The sequence below is a fragment of the Arthrobacter sp. UKPF54-2 genome, assembly GCF_007858535.1.
Taxonomy (GTDB): domain Bacteria; phylum Actinomycetota; class Actinomycetes; order Actinomycetales; family Micrococcaceae; genus Arthrobacter.
The window spans coordinates 691,212-705,392 of record NZ_CP040174.1; the positions used below are offsets into that span (position 1 = coordinate 691,212).

Annotated in this window: 15 protein-coding genes, 1 tRNA gene and 1 riboswitch; of the genes, 5 read left to right on the forward strand and 11 right to left on the reverse strand. The window is 68.1% G+C overall.

The annotated features are described in order from the left end of the window. Positions 1-115 precede the first annotated feature (115 nt). From E7Y32_RS02990 to E7Y32_RS03000, 3 genes are all read right to left on the reverse strand, one after another. Positions 116-643, reverse strand: a complete 528-nt coding sequence (locus tag E7Y32_RS02990) for a histidine phosphatase family protein (RefSeq protein ID WP_146335813.1) — start codon at positions 641-643, stop codon at positions 116-118. Positions 644-698: 55 nt separating this feature from the next. Continuing rightward, positions 699-902 carry a dodecin family protein gene (locus E7Y32_RS02995; protein WP_146335814.1) on the reverse strand — a complete coding sequence of 68 codons (204 nt, stop codon included), beginning with the start codon at positions 900-902 and terminating at the stop codon, positions 699-701. 277 nt (positions 903-1,179) lie between these two features. Beyond that, positions 1,180-2,052 (reverse strand): winged helix-turn-helix domain-containing protein, encoded by an 873-nt coding sequence (locus E7Y32_RS03000; RefSeq protein ID WP_146335815.1) that lies wholly within the window; start codon positions 2,050-2,052, stop codon positions 1,180-1,182. A gap of 605 nt (positions 2,053-2,657) precedes the next feature. Here E7Y32_RS03000 and E7Y32_RS03005 point away from each other — a divergent pair. The 3 genes from E7Y32_RS03005 to E7Y32_RS03015 all read left to right on the forward strand — a co-directional run bounded on the left by E7Y32_RS03005 (position 2,658) and on the right by E7Y32_RS03015 (position 6,040). Next, entirely contained in the window at positions 2,658-3,398 is a 741-nt protein-coding gene (locus E7Y32_RS03005; RefSeq protein ID WP_146335816.1) for a response regulator transcription factor, read from the forward strand. A gap of 3 nt (positions 3,399-3,401) precedes the next feature. Next, complete coding sequence (locus E7Y32_RS03010) at positions 3,402-4,997, forward strand: HAMP domain-containing sensor histidine kinase (RefSeq protein WP_261382521.1); 1,596 nt, start codon at positions 3,402-3,404, stop codon at positions 4,995-4,997. Positions 4,998-5,103: 106 nt separating this feature from the next. After that, positions 5,104-5,291, forward strand: a riboswitch (cyclic di-AMP (ydaO/yuaA leader). Then, positions 5,291-6,040 carry a hypothetical protein gene (locus E7Y32_RS03015; RefSeq protein ID WP_146335817.1) on the forward strand — a complete coding sequence of 250 codons (750 nt, stop codon included), beginning with the start codon at positions 5,291-5,293 and terminating at the stop codon, positions 6,038-6,040. Its footprint overlaps the riboswitch before it by 1 nt. A 136-nt stretch (positions 6,041-6,176) precedes the next feature. Here E7Y32_RS03015 and E7Y32_RS03020 read toward each other — a convergent pair whose 3' ends face one another. From E7Y32_RS03020 to E7Y32_RS03030, 3 genes are read right to left on the reverse strand one after another with little or no spacing between them, the layout of a single operon-like run. Next, on the reverse strand, positions 6,177-6,554 hold the full coding sequence (locus E7Y32_RS03020) for a glyoxalase superfamily protein (protein ID WP_146335818.1): 378 nt from the start codon (positions 6,552-6,554) through the stop codon (positions 6,177-6,179). A 54-nt stretch (positions 6,555-6,608) separates the two neighbouring features. Further along, positions 6,609-7,244 (reverse strand): uracil phosphoribosyltransferase, encoded by a 636-nt coding sequence (gene upp / locus E7Y32_RS03025; RefSeq protein WP_090582504.1) that lies wholly within the window; start codon positions 7,242-7,244, stop codon positions 6,609-6,611. Between the two features lie 12 nt (positions 7,245-7,256). After that, positions 7,257-8,099: a phosphatase PAP2 family protein gene (locus E7Y32_RS03030; RefSeq protein WP_261382522.1), complete on the reverse strand. Its 843-nt coding sequence runs from the start codon at positions 8,097-8,099 to the stop codon at positions 7,257-7,259. A gap of 71 nt (positions 8,100-8,170) precedes the next feature. On the opposite strand from E7Y32_RS03030, the gene E7Y32_RS03035 reads away from it, so the two are divergent. Next, a complete protein-coding gene (locus E7Y32_RS03035) occupies positions 8,171-8,674 on the forward strand; it encodes a nucleoside deaminase (protein ID WP_146335820.1) in 504 nt (167 codons plus the stop codon). A gap of 2 nt (positions 8,675-8,676) precedes the next feature. Here E7Y32_RS03035 and E7Y32_RS03040 read toward each other — a convergent pair whose 3' ends face one another. The 4 genes from E7Y32_RS03040 to E7Y32_RS03055 form a co-directional block, all read right to left on the reverse strand. Continuing rightward, positions 8,677-9,921: a winged helix DNA-binding domain-containing protein gene (locus E7Y32_RS03040; protein ID WP_261382523.1), complete on the reverse strand. Its 1,245-nt coding sequence runs from the start codon at positions 9,919-9,921 to the stop codon at positions 8,677-8,679. 70 nt (positions 9,922-9,991) lie between these two features. Next, entirely contained in the window at positions 9,992-11,092 is a 1,101-nt protein-coding gene (locus E7Y32_RS03045; protein WP_146335821.1) for a glycosyltransferase, read from the reverse strand. A 7-nt stretch (positions 11,093-11,099) separates the two neighbouring features. Further along, entirely contained in the window at positions 11,100-11,498 is a 399-nt protein-coding gene (locus E7Y32_RS03050) for a 6-carboxytetrahydropterin synthase (protein ID WP_146335822.1), read from the reverse strand. A 3-nt stretch (positions 11,499-11,501) separates the two neighbouring features. After that, positions 11,502-12,548 (reverse strand): dehydrogenase, encoded by a 1,047-nt coding sequence (locus tag E7Y32_RS03055; RefSeq protein WP_146335823.1) that lies wholly within the window; start codon positions 12,546-12,548, stop codon positions 11,502-11,504. A gap of 138 nt (positions 12,549-12,686) precedes the next feature. Between E7Y32_RS03055 and E7Y32_RS03060 the strand changes: the two genes are divergently transcribed. Further along, positions 12,687-12,776, forward strand: a tRNA-Ser gene (locus E7Y32_RS03060). A gap of 372 nt (positions 12,777-13,148) precedes the next feature. Here E7Y32_RS03060 and E7Y32_RS03065 read toward each other — a convergent pair. Then, positions 13,149-13,547, reverse strand: a complete 399-nt coding sequence (locus E7Y32_RS03065) for a hypothetical protein (RefSeq protein WP_146335824.1) — start codon at positions 13,545-13,547, stop codon at positions 13,149-13,151. Positions 13,548-14,181: the final 634 nt, after the last annotated feature.

Consider the following 14,181-nt stretch of genomic DNA (forward strand, 5'->3'; position numbering starts at 1 on the left):
GCTGATCCACCTTTTCCCTCGGTCGCTAAGACAACACCGGCAGTAAAAGCAATAACAGCATCAGTAAACAACACAATCAGCACGCAGGCCATCAATCCGGAAGCCCGCCGGCCTGCTACTTCGCCCGCGGCACCTTGAAGTGCGTCAGCCGGGCGTCCTGGCCGTCGAGTTCGGCCCACGGCTTCTCCGTCTCGAACACGGTCAGGCCGCTGGTGGGATAGCGGGTGGCCGCATCCATGTAGGCGTCATGGTTGGAGTCCCGGGAAGCGAGGTGCATGGCCAGGTCCTGCACGCCGGGCATGTGGGAGATCACCATCAGCGTTGTGACCGTGTCCGGAACGTGGTTGATGACCGCGAGCATGCGCTGGGCGGAGGCCCCGTAAAGGCCGTCCTCGAGTTTCGGCGTCGGGGCCTTGTCCCCCAGTTCACTGCACACCCAGGTGCAGGTCTGCCTGGTCCGCAGGGCGCTCGAGCACAGGATGAAGTCGGGAACCACACCGTGCTTGAGGAGCCATTTGCCGGCCAGCGGCGCCTCGCGGTGGCCGCGCTCTTCCAGCGGCCGTTCATGATCGGCCACGCCGCCGGGCCAGTCGGCCTTGGCGTGCCGCATGAGCACCAGCCGTTTGATGTGATGCGCGCTCATGGCTCAATCCTAGTGCGGCCAGGATCCGCCACGGGCGCGCATCACCTCAGTTCCCTCAGTCGTCCAGGACGAAGGTCACCTCAAGCACCACATGCCAGGCCACGACGGCGCCGTCGCTGATTTCGACCTTCTGCTCCTTCACCCACGCCCCCGTGACATTGCGCAGGGTCTTGTTGGCCCGGTCGACGCCCTCCTTAATGGCGGCATCAAACGAGGTCTTCGAATTGGAGCTCAGGGTAGTAATACGTGCAACAGACATGTTCCCTCCCAATAGTCGGATCGACGGGACCGAGACTACGCCCGAAGCCCCCAGACACAACAGGGCCAACAGCGGCGGACGCACGTACCTAGAGCGGGCACTGCAGCGCAGCGGCACATCCCGAAAGCGCCGTTGTTGCGTGAGCGCCGCCGTCGGATCCCTGACCGAGCCCTGCGAGGTTAGGGGACGGCGGCGCGAGCGCAGGCGCCGAGGGATCGTGCCGCGAAAGCGAAAGCGCCCGCCCCCATCAAGGGACGGGCGCTTCGCGAAAGCCAAGCTAGATGGAGTACTCCGGCGCGGCCCAGACAACAACCTCGGGGTGCTCGTAGAACCGGTACCCCTGCCCGCGCACAGTCCGCACGGTGTTGGCGAGACGGCCGAGCTTGGAGCGCAGGCGCCGGATGTGCACGTCGATGGTCCGCTCGTTGGGGACCTCTTCGGCATTGCGCCACAGGCCCTCCAGCAGCTCATCGCGGCCCACGGTGCGGGTGCCGTTCTCCACGAGGTAGTTGAGGAGCTCGAACTCCTTGAACGTCAGGTTCAGCGATTCGCCGTCGAGCGCCACTTCACGGCGGGCGAGGTCAATCAGCACGCCCGAGGGGCGCGGATCCTGCGGCTGCTGCAGCCGGGCGTTCTCGGCGCGCTGGCGGGCGCCGGCGGTCGGGTCGCCAAAGGTGGAGCGGACGACGTCGAGCGCTGACCCCGGGGCGGACGCGGGGGCGACGGCGACGGCGGCGTAGCTTTCGGCACCGGCGACGAGCGACTGGGCGTAGGCGCGGATTTCCTGGGCCAGCTTGGCAATGGAGGTCCCGGCAGCCGCCGCGGTTTCCTCATCGATGCCCATGTAGAGCACAAAGCCGCGGGCCACGTTGTCGTTGGGCACGGGGCGGACCGGGCTGCCGTTGCCGGGGGCGATCACCGGAGTCGGCGCGGTGGCCGGGGACGGCTCGGCGGCGGGGACGGCACGCAGCTGGCCGTACGAGTTGGGGTTGTAGCCCTGGGCGGCGTAACCGGGGGCGGGGAAGCTGTTGCCTGCTCCCGCGGGGCCGTAGCTCGGGCGGCCGCCGAAGCCCTGGCGGAGGCCGGATGCCTGGCCGGCCTTGTTGGCGTTACGGACGGAGATGTGGACGTATCCGGATGCAACTGACATGGAATGCTTACCTCAATGTGAATGGCCGTCATCGCGGCTCGAATGCTTAGTTCCCCGCAATGAGAACTGGGGAGGGGCGCCCGACGCTGGGCTGGGGGCGAATGCCTAGAAACGTTCTGGGGTGGAGAAGTTAGGCGTGCATTCGACAACAGCGCATCTCGGTACCAGCTGGTGCGCTGATCCAGGAAGCTGCGGCTGCAGGTGCTGTTGAGTTCTTGTTCACATTTGAAGTGTGCAACGTAACAATGAGAACTAGCAAGTAACAATGGACCCCAAAGTCCGCATTGTGAGACAAAAAGGGCGATTGTAGCGCAAGTCACAATTCTGGCGTGTCAAGGAAGTGTGCTTTGTTTTTGCCGAACGAACGGTCGGGATTCGGCTTTGGGCGAAGATTCTTCGTTGCCACTCGTCGTCGGGCGGAAAATGTTCACCGTAAGGCGCGGCAGCCAAATCAGGCATCCGGGGCGCCCGCGCCTTTCCCGTCCGCGGGCCGGACAGGGGTCAAATCCAGCGGCCGGGACGGTCCAGCTCGCTAAGCTGTGATTCACAGCTCGCGCACAGGATCCCCAAAGCCATCCCCTACTGCCGGATTGGAGAGTTGTCGCATGGCCACCTCGCACTCTATGACCAACAACCTGCCCCACCTCACGCACCCGGACGGCTCACCCATCCGCGCCCTCGTGGTGGATGACGAACCCAGCCTCTCGGAGCTCATGAGCATGGGGCTGAGGATGGCCGGCTGGTCCGTGGCGGTGGCGGCGGACGGCCCCGCAGCGGTGAAACTCGCCAAGGATTTCCGCCCGGACGTGCTGGTTCTGGACGTTATGCTCCCCGGCTTCGACGGCGTCGAGCTGCTGGGCCGGATCCGGGCCTTCGCGCCGGAGGTTCCCGCGTTGTTCCTGACCGCCAAGGACGCGGTCCAGGACCGCATCACCGGCCTGGCGGCGGGCGGCGATGACTATGTGACCAAGCCGTTCAGTATGGAAGAGGTCCTGCTGCGGCTGCACCGGCTGGTCCAGCGCTCAGGCGTCGCGGCGATGGACACTGCCGAGCTCGTGGTCGGGGACCTCGTCCTGAACGTGGACACCCGGGAAGTGACCCGCGCCGGGGAGGAACTGCATCTGACCGCCACCCAGTTCGAGCTGCTGCGCTACCTGATGGAGAACCCCAAGCGTGTGGTCAGCAAGGCGCAGATCCTGGACCGCGTCTGGGACTACGATTTCGGCGGCCAGGCCAACATCGTGGAGCTCTACATCTCCTACCTCCGCAAGAAGGTCGACGCGGTCCACCCGCCGATGATCCATACCGTGCGCGGGGCCGGGTACGTCCTGAAACCGGCGGACTAGCCCGTGGCAGCTCCCGCCAGAGACCCTGCCGCCGGCCGGGACTGGCGCAGCCCTTCCACCTGGCACCTGCGCACCCGCCTGGTCCTGCTTGCCATGGCCCTCCTCGTCGCCATCTGTGGCGCCGTCGGGCTGGTCAGTTACGCCTCGATGAACCTGTTCCTGACCAAACAACTGGACTCCCAATTGGACCAGGCCTCCGAGCGGGCGCGCGAGTTCGGCCGGCCCGGCCCCGGCAGCGGCGACGGGCGCCGGGACCCGCTGGAAGCGCGCGGCCAGGCCGTGGGCACCCTCAATGCCCGGATCCTCGGTGACGCCGTCACCAGCGCCGGCTTCCTCGCCGACGACGCCACCCGGAAAGCGCTCTCCGCCGACGACGCCGGCGTTCTGCTGGCGCTCACCCCCGGCGCGCCGCCCGTTGACCGGACCCTCTCCAGCGGCGCGTACCGGCTGGTCGCGGCACAGACCCCGTACGGCGATGTGATCGTCACCGGCCTGCCCCTGAAGGACAAGCAAAACACCTTGGCTTCACTGGTCTGGACCATGGTGCTGGTCTCCTCCGGCGGCCTGGTGGTGATCGGGCTGGCCGGAACGGCGCTGATCCGGCGCACCATGAAACCGCTGGAGCACCTGTCCGAGGTGGCCACCAAGGTCTCCCGCCTCCCGCTCGACGCCGGCGAAGTTGCCCTGGCGGTGCGGGTGCCGCCGTCCGCCGCCAATCCCAGCACGGAGGTGGGCAGCGTGGGCTATGCCCTGAACCAGATGCTGGACAACGTCTCCAGCGCGCTGGAGTCGCGGCAACAAAGCGAGATGAAGGTCCGCCAGTTCGTTGCCGATGCCTCGCACGAGCTGCGGACCCCACTGACGGCCATCCGCGGCTACACGGAGCTGATGCGCATGACCGAGCACTTCACCCCGGACGGCCAGAAGTCCCTCGCCCGCGTGCAGAGCCAGTCGGAACGCATGACGGCCCTCGTGGAGGACCTGCTCCTGCTGGCCCGCCTCGACGAGGGCCAGCCGCTGAAGTTCAGCGAGGTGGATCTCTCGCAGCTCGCGATCGAGACGGTCAGCGACGAGAAGGTCATGGCCCCGGACCGCATCTGGCAGCTGGAGCTCGCCGAGGAGCCCGTGGTGGTCCGGGGGGACGCCGCCCAGCTGCACCAGGTGCTGGCGAACCTGCTCTCCAACGCGCGCAAGCACACGGAGCCCGGCACCACCGTGACGACGGCGGTGACGTCCGCCGACGACGGCACTGCCGTCCTCACCGTGACGGACAACGGCACCGGCATTGCCCCCGACTTCGTGGACCGGGTGTTCCGCCGGTTTACCCGGGCCGACGTCTCCCGCCGGAACCCCGTCACGGCCGCGGCGCCAGCCGTCGCAGTTCCGGCGCCGGAAACGGCCGCGGCGCGGGCGCGCACCGGGGCCATCGCCCCCTCCACCTCCCCCGTTCCGGCCGCGACGGCGGAGGGCACCAGCGGGTTGGGGCTCTCCATTGTGCAGGCCATCGTCGAAGCCCATGGCGGCACCGTCTACGTCACGTCCCGGCCCGGCCGCACGCAGTTCACCGTCCGCCTTCCGGCGGCGTCCCCCGCAGCCTAGTGGGGCAAGTCGCCACGCCGCCAGCCCGGCCTGCCGTTACCTAAATGTGACTTCCAAGGGAAAGTTCGGTACCGTTTTAGAGTGCGGCCATCGATCTGGCCGCGTATCCGGATTGACGCCAAACTCTGCCGCTTCCCGGATTCCGATGGATTAGGCAGAGGCGGGGGACCCAGAGTTCCCGGGCATTCTGCATCCATGCACCCTTGGGGTTAAGCCGCCACGTTGAGATTCCGTGCGGCCGGATTTTTGCATCCGAACCCGACAGCTAACTCCGTAGGCGTTGAGAGGCAAACATGACTGAATTCAAGGTACCCATGCGCCCAGAAGGCGCTAAACAGGCAGCTGAAGCCGACGTCGCGCGCCACCGCGCCGAGCCGGCCAAGCGCACGGCCCTGTCCCGGCTCGGCGCAGGTTCCAAGGGCAAGCGCGCCGCCGTCGTGGCGACCGCCCTCGCGGTCCTGCTGGGCGCGGGCGCCGCGGGCCAGGCTTCCAACACCGCCGCCCACACGGAGGCCGCGTCCAAGGACTCCTCGCTGCAGAAGCTGGAGTTCGAACAGGTCGGCAGCAACGCCCCGGCCTCCCCCTCCACCGGCACTGTGGAGGCCAAGGCTTCCGACGTTACGCCGGCCGAGGCCCCGGCCCCGCCCGCGCCGGCGGCTCCGCCCGCGCCGGCGGCTCCTGCTCCGGCGGCTCCTGCGCCGGCCGCGGCTGCCCCGGCGCAGCCGGTCGCCGTCGACGATCCCGCGGGTGCGCAGGCCTACGCCGCCTCGCAGCTGCCCGCCCATGGCTGGGCCGCCAGCGAGATGCAGTGCCTGCAGAAACTGTGGACCAAGGAGTCCGACTGGAAGACCACTGCCACGAACGCGAGCAGCGGAGCCTATGGCGTGGTCCAGGCCCTGCCCGCCGAGAAAATGGCAAGCGCCGGCGCTGACTACCGCACCAACTACCGGACCCAGATCAACTGGGGACTGAAGTACGTGCAGGACCGCTACGGCTCACCCTGCGGCGCTCTGAACTTCCACTACGCGCACAACTGGTACTAAACCGCCGCCACGCAGGCCCCGGCCCCGGCGGAAAGGCCAGGCCCCGGATCCATTGGATCCGGGGCCTTGCGTGCGTCTGTCCCCGCGCCGGCCGGGCCTGCCGGCCGGGCCCGCCGGCCGGGCCTGCGCGTGCCGGCTAGCCGTTGGGACGGTTGGGGATGTATTGCACGGCCCATTTATTGCCGTCCGGGTCGGCGAAGTAGACGAAGTGGCCCCAGTCCTGGACGTCAATGTCGCTGACGTCCACGCCGTTGTCCTTCAGCTGCCGGTGCGCGGCTTGGATGTCGCTGACCACCAGCTGGAGGCTGGGGGCGGTGCCGGGGGCGGCGTCGTTGAGGCCCTCGCCGATCGCAATGGAGCACCCGGACCCGGGCGGTGTCAGCTGGACGAAGCGGATGCCTTCGGCGGGCCGCTCGTCGTAGTCGGCGTTGAAGCCCACCTTGTTGACGTAAAAATCCTTGGCCCGGTCCACGTCGGATACCGGGACAAATACGAGTTCAAGTTTCCAGTCCATGGGCACACGGTAGTCCCGAGCGCTGCCCGCCGGAACCCTTGACCGGCTGCGGAACTAGCCCGCGATGCCGTACAGGCGGTCGCCGGCGTCGCCCAGGCCGGGGACAATGTAGGACTTCTCGTTGAGCTTTTCGTCGATCGAGGCCAGCACGATCGTCACGTTGGCGTCCGAGAGTTCCTCTTCGAGCTTGGCCAGGCCCTCCGGGGCGGCCAGCAGGCAGATGCAGGTGACGTCCGAGGCGCCGCGTTTGAACAGGAACTTGATGGCTTCACGCAGGGTGCCGCCGGTGGCCAGCATGGGGTCCAGGACGAAGATCTGGCGGTCCGTCAGGTCCTCGGGCAGGCGCTCGGCGTAGGTGATGATGTCCAGGGTTTCTTCGTCGCGGGCCATGCCCAGGAAGCCGACCTCGGCCGTGGGGACCAGTTTGGTCATGCCCTCGAGCATGCCCAGCCCGGCGCGCAGGATCGGGACCACCAGCGGGGTGGGCTTGGTGAACGCCGTGCCGACCGTGGTGCTGACCGGCGTCTCGATGGTCACGGGTTCGGTGCGGACGTCGCGGGTTGCCTCATAGGCCAGGAGCGTGACGAGCTCCTCGGTGAGCTGGCGGAAGACCGGGGACGGGGTGTTCTTGTCCCGCAGAACGGTGAGCTTATGGGCGACCAGCGGGTGGTCCACAACGAGAGTGCGCATGGGTCAAAACTATCACCCGGACGTCGAGGACCGTCCCGCGGGGCCGGGGGTCTCGGAGTCGCCCGTTCCGCCGCTGCGGCTGCTTCCGGGGGCCCGGTCGCGCAGGTGGGCTTCGTTGTCGAACGTCGGTGCGGGGCCGGTGTGTTCACGGTGTCGGAGCACGTGGAAGAGCCGGTGGGCCAGGATGACGATCCCCACCCAGCCCAGCCCGAGCACCCAGCCGATGATCACGTCGGTCATCCAGTGGTGGCCCAGGTAGACCCGGCTCATGCCCATGGCGAAGATAAAGATCACACCGGCCGTGATGAAGCCGACCCGGGCAAGGGTGCGTTTGACCTGCAGGCAGGCGAGGTAGACCACCAGCCCGATCACCACCGTGGTGTTCAGGGTGTGGCCGCTGGGGAACGACGGCGAGGTCTCGTACGGCGGCACCGCGTCCGCGTGGTCCGGGCGCGTCCGGCCGATCAGCTTTTTGCCCAGCGAGGTGGCGGTGACGGACACGGCGGCGGCGCCGCCGATCAGGATGAGCGGGCGCCAGGTCCGGGAGACCCAGATCAGCCATGCCGTCAGGATGCTGGCCAGGATCGGCATGCCGATGCCGCCGCCGATGTTGGTGAACCCGGTGACAAAGGAGTCAAGCCCGGGGCTGCGCAGCTGTTCCATGGCCGCCAGCATCGGCTTGTCCAGGTTGGCCACGCCGGCGTCATCCACCACGTTGTCGTAGACCTCATAGCTGGTCAGGGCCAGGGCGACGATGACCACGCCGCCGATCAGCATCGTGATCCACAGCGCGGCGTACGGCACTACCCACTTGCCCCAGCGCCGCGTCAGCCAGCTTTCAGTCCTGGTGCTCACTGCCATCTCCCGACTTCCCGGTGCACTTCGATAGTGCACAGCCTGCTTAGGATCGAAACTACCATTGAGCCATGACTACTCCCGAGCCCCGGCATGCGGAATGGATGGGCCTGGCCCTCGCCGAGGCGCGCCGGGCGCTGGCCACCGCGGACGTGCCGATCGGCGCCGTCGTGATCGGCCCGGACGGGTCGGTGCTCGGGACCGGACGCAACGAGCGGGAAGCGCTCGGGGACCCGACGGCGCACGCGGAAATGGTGGCGATCCGGGAGGCCTCGGCCCGGCTGCGCGCCCGCCGCGCCCTGGAAGGCCTCGGCGACGACGGCTGGCGGCTGGAGGACTGCACTCTGGTGGTCACGCTGGAGCCGTGCGCCATGTGCGCCGGTGCCGTGGTGCTGGCCCGGATTCCGCGGGTGGTTTTCGGCGCCTGGGATGAGAAGGCCGGCGCCGCCGGCTCCGTGTTCGACATCCTCCGCGAACGCCGGCTCAACCACTGGGTGGAAGTGTACGGCGGCGTCCGGGAGCAGGAGTGCGGTGCGCTGCTGCGGGACTTCTTCGCCAGCCACCGTGGCTCCTGAGGCTACCGCTCCGCGGTGGCCGTGGTGGAGGCCCGCAGCGCGTCGATCCGTTTCTGCCGGGATGCCGGTGAGTCCAGGCTGAAGGCCCGGAAGTCGCCCAGGTCCTCCTTGATCCAGGCCTCCACCTCGGCGATCCGCCGGGCCACGGCGGGTGTGGTCTCACCGAACACCCAAGCGGCGATCCGTTCCTGGCCGGGGTCGTACTGCCACAGCCCGATGATCCGGCCGCGGTCCAGGATGGGATGGTCCGGCAGGTCGGCCTGCAGCGCGAGCCGGCCCAGCGCTTGCTTGTCCCGGTCCTGCTCGGCCAGCAACTCCGCCGCGTTCCGGCGCAGCAGCACCAGCGAATCGGTCCCGGCGAGCAGCTGGATTTGTTCCTCTGCAGGTTCCTGGAAGGCGGCGAGGAGTTCGACGTCGTCGGGCAGCATCCAGAGCGGGTCCGCGCCGGCGGCGGCGGTGGGCACCTCGACGGCGCCGACGGCGCCGAGCGCGACTTTGCTCTGCGCGACGGTGAAGCCGGTGAACCACTGCGACTGCTTGAACGTGGCCCCTCCGGTCCAGCCGAGGTAGCGCCGGATCAGTTCGGTGCGGACCTCCTCGTCGCTGAGATCGCTCGGAGCCAGGTTCCAGGGTTCGTAGGCGTAGCGCTGCTGGTCGAGCCGGCCGGTGGCGGGGACGCGGCGGATCCGCCCGTCCGCCTGCAGGATGCCGAGCGCGGTGGGCAGCGTGGTGGCGGCGCCCTTCTTTTTGCCCTCCTCGCCGAGGCTGCGCACCGAATCGCCGAGTTCGTCCTTGAGCTGCCGCGGGTCCAGCGGGACACCGGCTTCGGTGAGGGTGTGCAGGATCTGTTCCTCGAGCAGCGTCATTTCGCCGCGGTCCACCCCGAGCCGGCCCACCACCTTGAAGGTTGCCTCGGCCGGATCCCGTCCCAGCCGCAGGGCCCAGGCGAAGTCGTCCCGGCCGAGCACATAGGTGCAGCCGCGCGCCGTCGGGAGTTCCAGGATCCGGTGGTCCAGGACGTCGGCGTCCACCTGCGCGCGCCGGATGCCGGCCCGGGCGAAGAGTGTGAGGTACGGGTTGGCCCCGCCCACGGACCGCGCCCAGCCTGCCCGGGCGAATACCTGTTCCGCGGTGCATCCGGCCAGCGAGCCGTCCAGGCCTTGCCGGTGCCAGGACCAGGCGCGGAGCCGCTCGGGGGTGAGGCTCGCGGCGGGTGGCAGCTGCACGGTCATCGGCTCGGTGGTCATGGGGTCATTCTCCACCCGCCCTGCCCAAGTAGCTCGCATTAGTTGTCGTTATGGGCCCTGAAAACGACAACTACTGCGAGCTAGTTGGGTGGGGCTGGGGCTCAATTCCGAGGATCGCCAGGACGGCCCGCGCCGTGGCGTCCCAGCCGGGAAGGTGCTCCCGCGCGGCCAGTGCGGCGTCCCGCCACCGCGCGCGGAGCGCCGGTTCGGTGAGCCAGCGGCGCAGCACGGCGGCCAGCGGGGCGGGGTCGCCCGCGAGGGCGACGGCGGTGCCTGGCAGCGCTATTGTGCCGGCGGTGCTGTCGGCGACGGAGCCGCCCGCGGCCGCCGCAGGGGTTCCTGCGGCGAGGGCCTCGACGGCGCCGGTACCCTGCCGCACGATCACCGGAATGCCCCGGGCCAGGGATTCGGTGACCACCAGCCCGTAGGTTTCGGCCCTCGAGATCAGCAGGCTGAGGTCGGCGGCGGCCCATTCGGCGTCCAGCGCGGCTCCGCGCAGCTCGCCCGGAAGGCGGATGCGCCCCGCCAGGCCGAGTGCCGCCGCTTCCCGCCGGAGCAGGGTGGAGTAGGCCGGGTCGGCCGTGTCCGAGCCGACGAAGGATGCCGTCCAAGGCAGGTCCGTGAGCCCGGCCAGGGCGCGCAGCAACAGCAACTGGTCCTTGTTGGGCAGCAGCGCGGCCACCGCGAGCAGATGCGGCGGCTGGGAGCCTGCGGCGGGCGGGGCGGGCGCCGTGCCCGGCAACGCCACTCTGATCCCGTCGATTCCGTGCCGCTCGCGCAGGTCCGCCGCGGCCGTGCCGCTGGTGCAGATCACCCCGGCGGCGGCCTGCAGGGCGCGGCGCTCCAGCTCCGGGTGGCTGCCGAGCGGCATGTGCAGCAGGATCCAGGCCGGCATCCCGGCGTCGGCCGCCGCTTCCAGCTCGTCCGGCGCCCCGCAGGCCACCAGGCCGTCCACGAGCGTGACCCGGCCGCCGTCGGCGTCGGTCAGCACCCGGCCGAACTGCCGCCGGTCGGCCGGGCTGCCAACCGGCCAGTCGCCGTCGGCCTCGCAGGCCTCGGCCGGCACGCCGAGGTCCTCGACGGCGCGCAGGAGAGCCGCGTTGTAGGCGTTGCCGCCAGAGTTGTGGCGCACGTTGCCTGGCAGGACCAGGCGGAGGGCGGCCGGTTCCATGGGGCTGCTAGCCGGCGTCGAACTCGAGCGAGTAGCTGGCCCAGGCGTCCGGGGTTTCGCGCAGGGTGACGTCGAGGCCGGCGAGCGCTTGCCCGTCGTTGCCGCCGCGGATTTTGGCGGCGACGGCGTCGGCGATGTACTGGGCCAGGGCCTCGGTGGTGCTGAGCTTGCCGGCGAAGTCCGGGTGTTCGTCCAGGTTTTTGTAGTTCAGGTCCGCGAGGATGGCATCCAGCACCTCGCCGGCCTCGCCGATGTCCAGCACGATCGAGTCCTCGTTCAGCGTCCGACGCCGGAAGGTGACCTCCGTGACGAAGGTGGCTCCGTGCAGGCCTTGGGCGGGGCCGAAGGCGGGGCGCGGCAGGCTGTGGGCGATCATGAAATTGCGGCGGACGGTCAGGCTGAACACGGTTTACCTCGTGGTTTCTGTTGCTGGGGCATCGGTGGAATCGTCGGTGGCGGGGTATTCGATGACGTGGCAAAGCGCGTCCAGGCTGCCGTCGGAGAGGCGCTGGACGACGTCGGGCAGCTCGCTGAACGCGGAGGTGCCGGTGAGGAAGGTGTCGAAGACCGGGTCGGTCAGCAGCGAGACTGCCAGCTCGAGCCGGTCCGCGGTGGTGCGGCGGTGGCGGCGGGCGCGGGCCACGACGCCCACCTGGCTGGCGCGGATGGAGAGCCGCCGGGCGTGGAAGTCCTCCCCCAGCGGCAGGGTGATCCGGCGGTCCGCGTACCAGGACATCTCGATGATTTCGCCTTCGTCGCCCACGAGCTGCAGGGCGCGTTCGAGTCCGGCCTGCGAGGCGGAGCAGTGGATCACGATGTCGCAGTCGGGCAGGGCATCGTCGGGGTGGGTGAAGTCGACGCCGAGGGTCTCGGCGACGGCGCGCTTGGCGGGGTCGACGTCGATCAGCTGGAGCTGGCCGAGCGGGAAGGTCCCGAGGAGTTTGGCGACCATGCCGCCGACCAGGCCGGCGCCAATAACGGCAACCCGGTCGCCGAGCCGCGGGCCAGCCTCCCAGAGGGCGTTGACCGCGGTTTCCACGGTGCCGGTGAGCACGGCGCGGCGGGCGGGGACGTTCGCCGGGACTGCTGTGAGGGACTCGACCGGGACGATGTAGCGGTCCTGGTGCGGGTACAGGCAGAAGACGGTCTTGCCCAGCCAGTCCGCGGGGCCGTCCTCGACGACGCCGACGGAGAGGTAGCCGAACTTCACCGGCGACGGGAAGTGGCCTTCCTGGTGCGGTGCCGCCATTTCCTCGGCGATGCACTCGGGCACGCTGGCGTGGTGCACCACCATTTCGGTGCCTTTGCTGATGCCTGAGTAGAGCGAGCGCACGAGGGCCTCGCCGGGGCCGGGGGCCGGCAGTTCCTCGCGCCGGAGTTCGCCCTGCTCCGGGCCGACGGTCCAGTATGCGGTTGCGGTGGTTGGGGCTGGGGTTGTGTTGTTCGGGGTGCTCATCTTGCTTACGAATCTAGTGCCGCGGGCGGGCCGGGGGAAGCTTCGGCGGCGCGGGGCGCGGCGCGGGCGGGGCGCGGATGGCGCCGTTTGGGCGCCGTTTTGGGGTTGGGCGCCTTGCTCCGGTACCCTAGTCAGGTTGGTGACGTGTCCGAGCGGCCGAAGGTGCAACACTCGAAATGTTGTTTGGTGTAAAAGCCAACGTGGGTTCAAATCCCACCGTCACCGCCAACGAAAACCCCCGGGAAACCGGGGGTTTTCTGCATTTTCAGGCGCTTCGTGGTGCATCTTTGGTGCATTTTTCGAGTACCGACGCCGGAACCGGATGCCAATGCAGGCGTTCGAGCCCCGCGGCGGCGCGAAGGTCTTTCACCTCAGAGAGATGGAAGCTCCATCTGGGCCAGCCTCGTCACAGCCTCTGGAGTCGCCGGCCTCTTGCGTCGTCCAAGGCCACCCTCAGTTGCGCGGCCAGGATGTTACGGCGCACATGCACATAGAGCGCGCAAACGTAGGGCTAAAAAGTCTTAGAACAAGACAGTTGCACCCTGCTGTTTGCCTGCTCAGCAGACATTGGGGCTACCTGCTGAGCCCTTCGCTCATGCCCTAGGCATCCGAGCTACCCCACGAGACTGGCAACCAGACATTCGAGAAGCGGAAAGGGGCGAATGCGATTGAGATTTTTTCAAACGGGACAATGTCCATGATTACAATTGCAGAAACGGCTTTCAGCACGCTGTCGACCATGTGCTGATTTGTTTGCGACCACGGGGTTTGCTTCATCACTTCCCAAGCGGCCTGCCTGGCCGCATTGATCTGCGCATCGACTACCGGATCTTGATGCGCTGTTAGGTCAATGAGGTAAGTGGCAGCACCGCTAACGCGGTCAAGGCCGGGGAACCCCCTCACTAGGGCGTACATTCCCCGCTCCCATTCGTCAACGGTTAACGAGTCGAGGGAATAAATAAATTCTTTGACAGATAGTGTTCTATATCCGTAATCCATGTCCATAGAATATCCGGATCTTCACATTGAGGGTGTAACCGGGGGGCAGTCCCGGGGCCTGAATCTGGCTCTTCACAGTTTAGGCTGTCCACCGAGGAGCGCGAGGCGCCGGCCGACGCCGTCGTCAAAGTGAACCGGCACGACTTCCCCGGCGAATTCGAGCCGCTGCGCCGCTGGTGGCATGATGACGCCCCGCTGGAGTGGGATCCCAAGTACGCCTGAGGGCGAACAGGATGCCGCCCCGGCCTGCTTCGTTCGAGTCACACCGGGCACGGCTGCTCGCGAGTCCCGGATGAATAATGCTCCCCGCCACAGCGGCGGTGAGCCATTGATCTTGACCAGGAGCTGATCTCGTCCTCGGCGCCCCGGAGACGGCCGGTGAGAGTCTCGCACTCGGCATCGAACTGTGCACGCGCGACTGAGTACGCCTCCCGCCTGCCGCCAGTTTCCCGTTCGCCGCGGCCGTCGGACACGGCGAGAAAATACAGAAAGTCATCGCCAAGCTCGGTGCGTTCTTCGAACGGTTCTTCGTCCTCAGCGCGCTCAGATAGCAGGTTCAATCTCCTCTGATTCAGATTTACTTTCTCCGTAAGAGGGCCCTGAATTCACAGGAGTGACTTACTTACAGTCCTCC

Excerpts from the sequence above, each read along its gene's own strand:
- E7Y32_RS03035 (WP_146335820.1), top strand. The coding sequence starts at position 8,171 with ATGACTACTCCCGAGCCCCGGCATGCGGAATGGATGGGCCTGGCCCTC.
- E7Y32_RS02995 (WP_146335814.1), bottom strand. The coding sequence starts at position 902 with ATGTCTGTTGCACGTATTACTACCCTGAGCTCCAATTCGAAGACCTCG.
- E7Y32_RS02990 (WP_146335813.1), bottom strand. The coding sequence starts at position 643 with ATGAGCGCGCATCACATCAAACGGCTGGTGCTCATGCGGCACGCCAAG.
- E7Y32_RS03045 (WP_146335821.1), bottom strand. The coding sequence starts at position 11,092 with ATGGAACCGGCCGCCCTCCGCCTGGTCCTGCCAGGCAACGTGCGCCAC.
- E7Y32_RS03005 (WP_146335816.1), top strand. The coding sequence starts at position 2,658 with ATGGCCACCTCGCACTCTATGACCAACAACCTGCCCCACCTCACGCAC.
- E7Y32_RS03015 (WP_146335817.1), top strand. The coding sequence starts at position 5,291 with ATGACTGAATTCAAGGTACCCATGCGCCCAGAAGGCGCTAAACAGGCA.
- E7Y32_RS03055 (WP_146335823.1), bottom strand. The coding sequence starts at position 12,548 with ATGAGCACCCCGAACAACACAACCCCAGCCCCAACCACCGCAACCGCA.
- E7Y32_RS03040 (WP_261382523.1), bottom strand. The coding sequence starts at position 9,921 with ATGACCACCGAGCCGATGACCGTGCAGCTGCCACCCGCCGCGAGCCTC.
- E7Y32_RS03020 (WP_146335818.1), bottom strand. The coding sequence starts at position 6,554 with ATGGACTGGAAACTTGAACTCGTATTTGTCCCGGTATCCGACGTGGAC.
- E7Y32_RS03000 (WP_146335815.1), bottom strand. The coding sequence starts at position 2,052 with ATGTCAGTTGCATCCGGATACGTCCACATCTCCGTCCGTAACGCCAAC.
- upp (WP_090582504.1), bottom strand. The coding sequence starts at position 7,244 with ATGCGCACTCTCGTTGTGGACCACCCGCTGGTCGCCCATAAGCTCACC.
- E7Y32_RS03065 (WP_146335824.1), bottom strand. The coding sequence starts at position 13,547 with ATGGATTACGGATATAGAACACTATCTGTCAAAGAATTTATTTATTCC.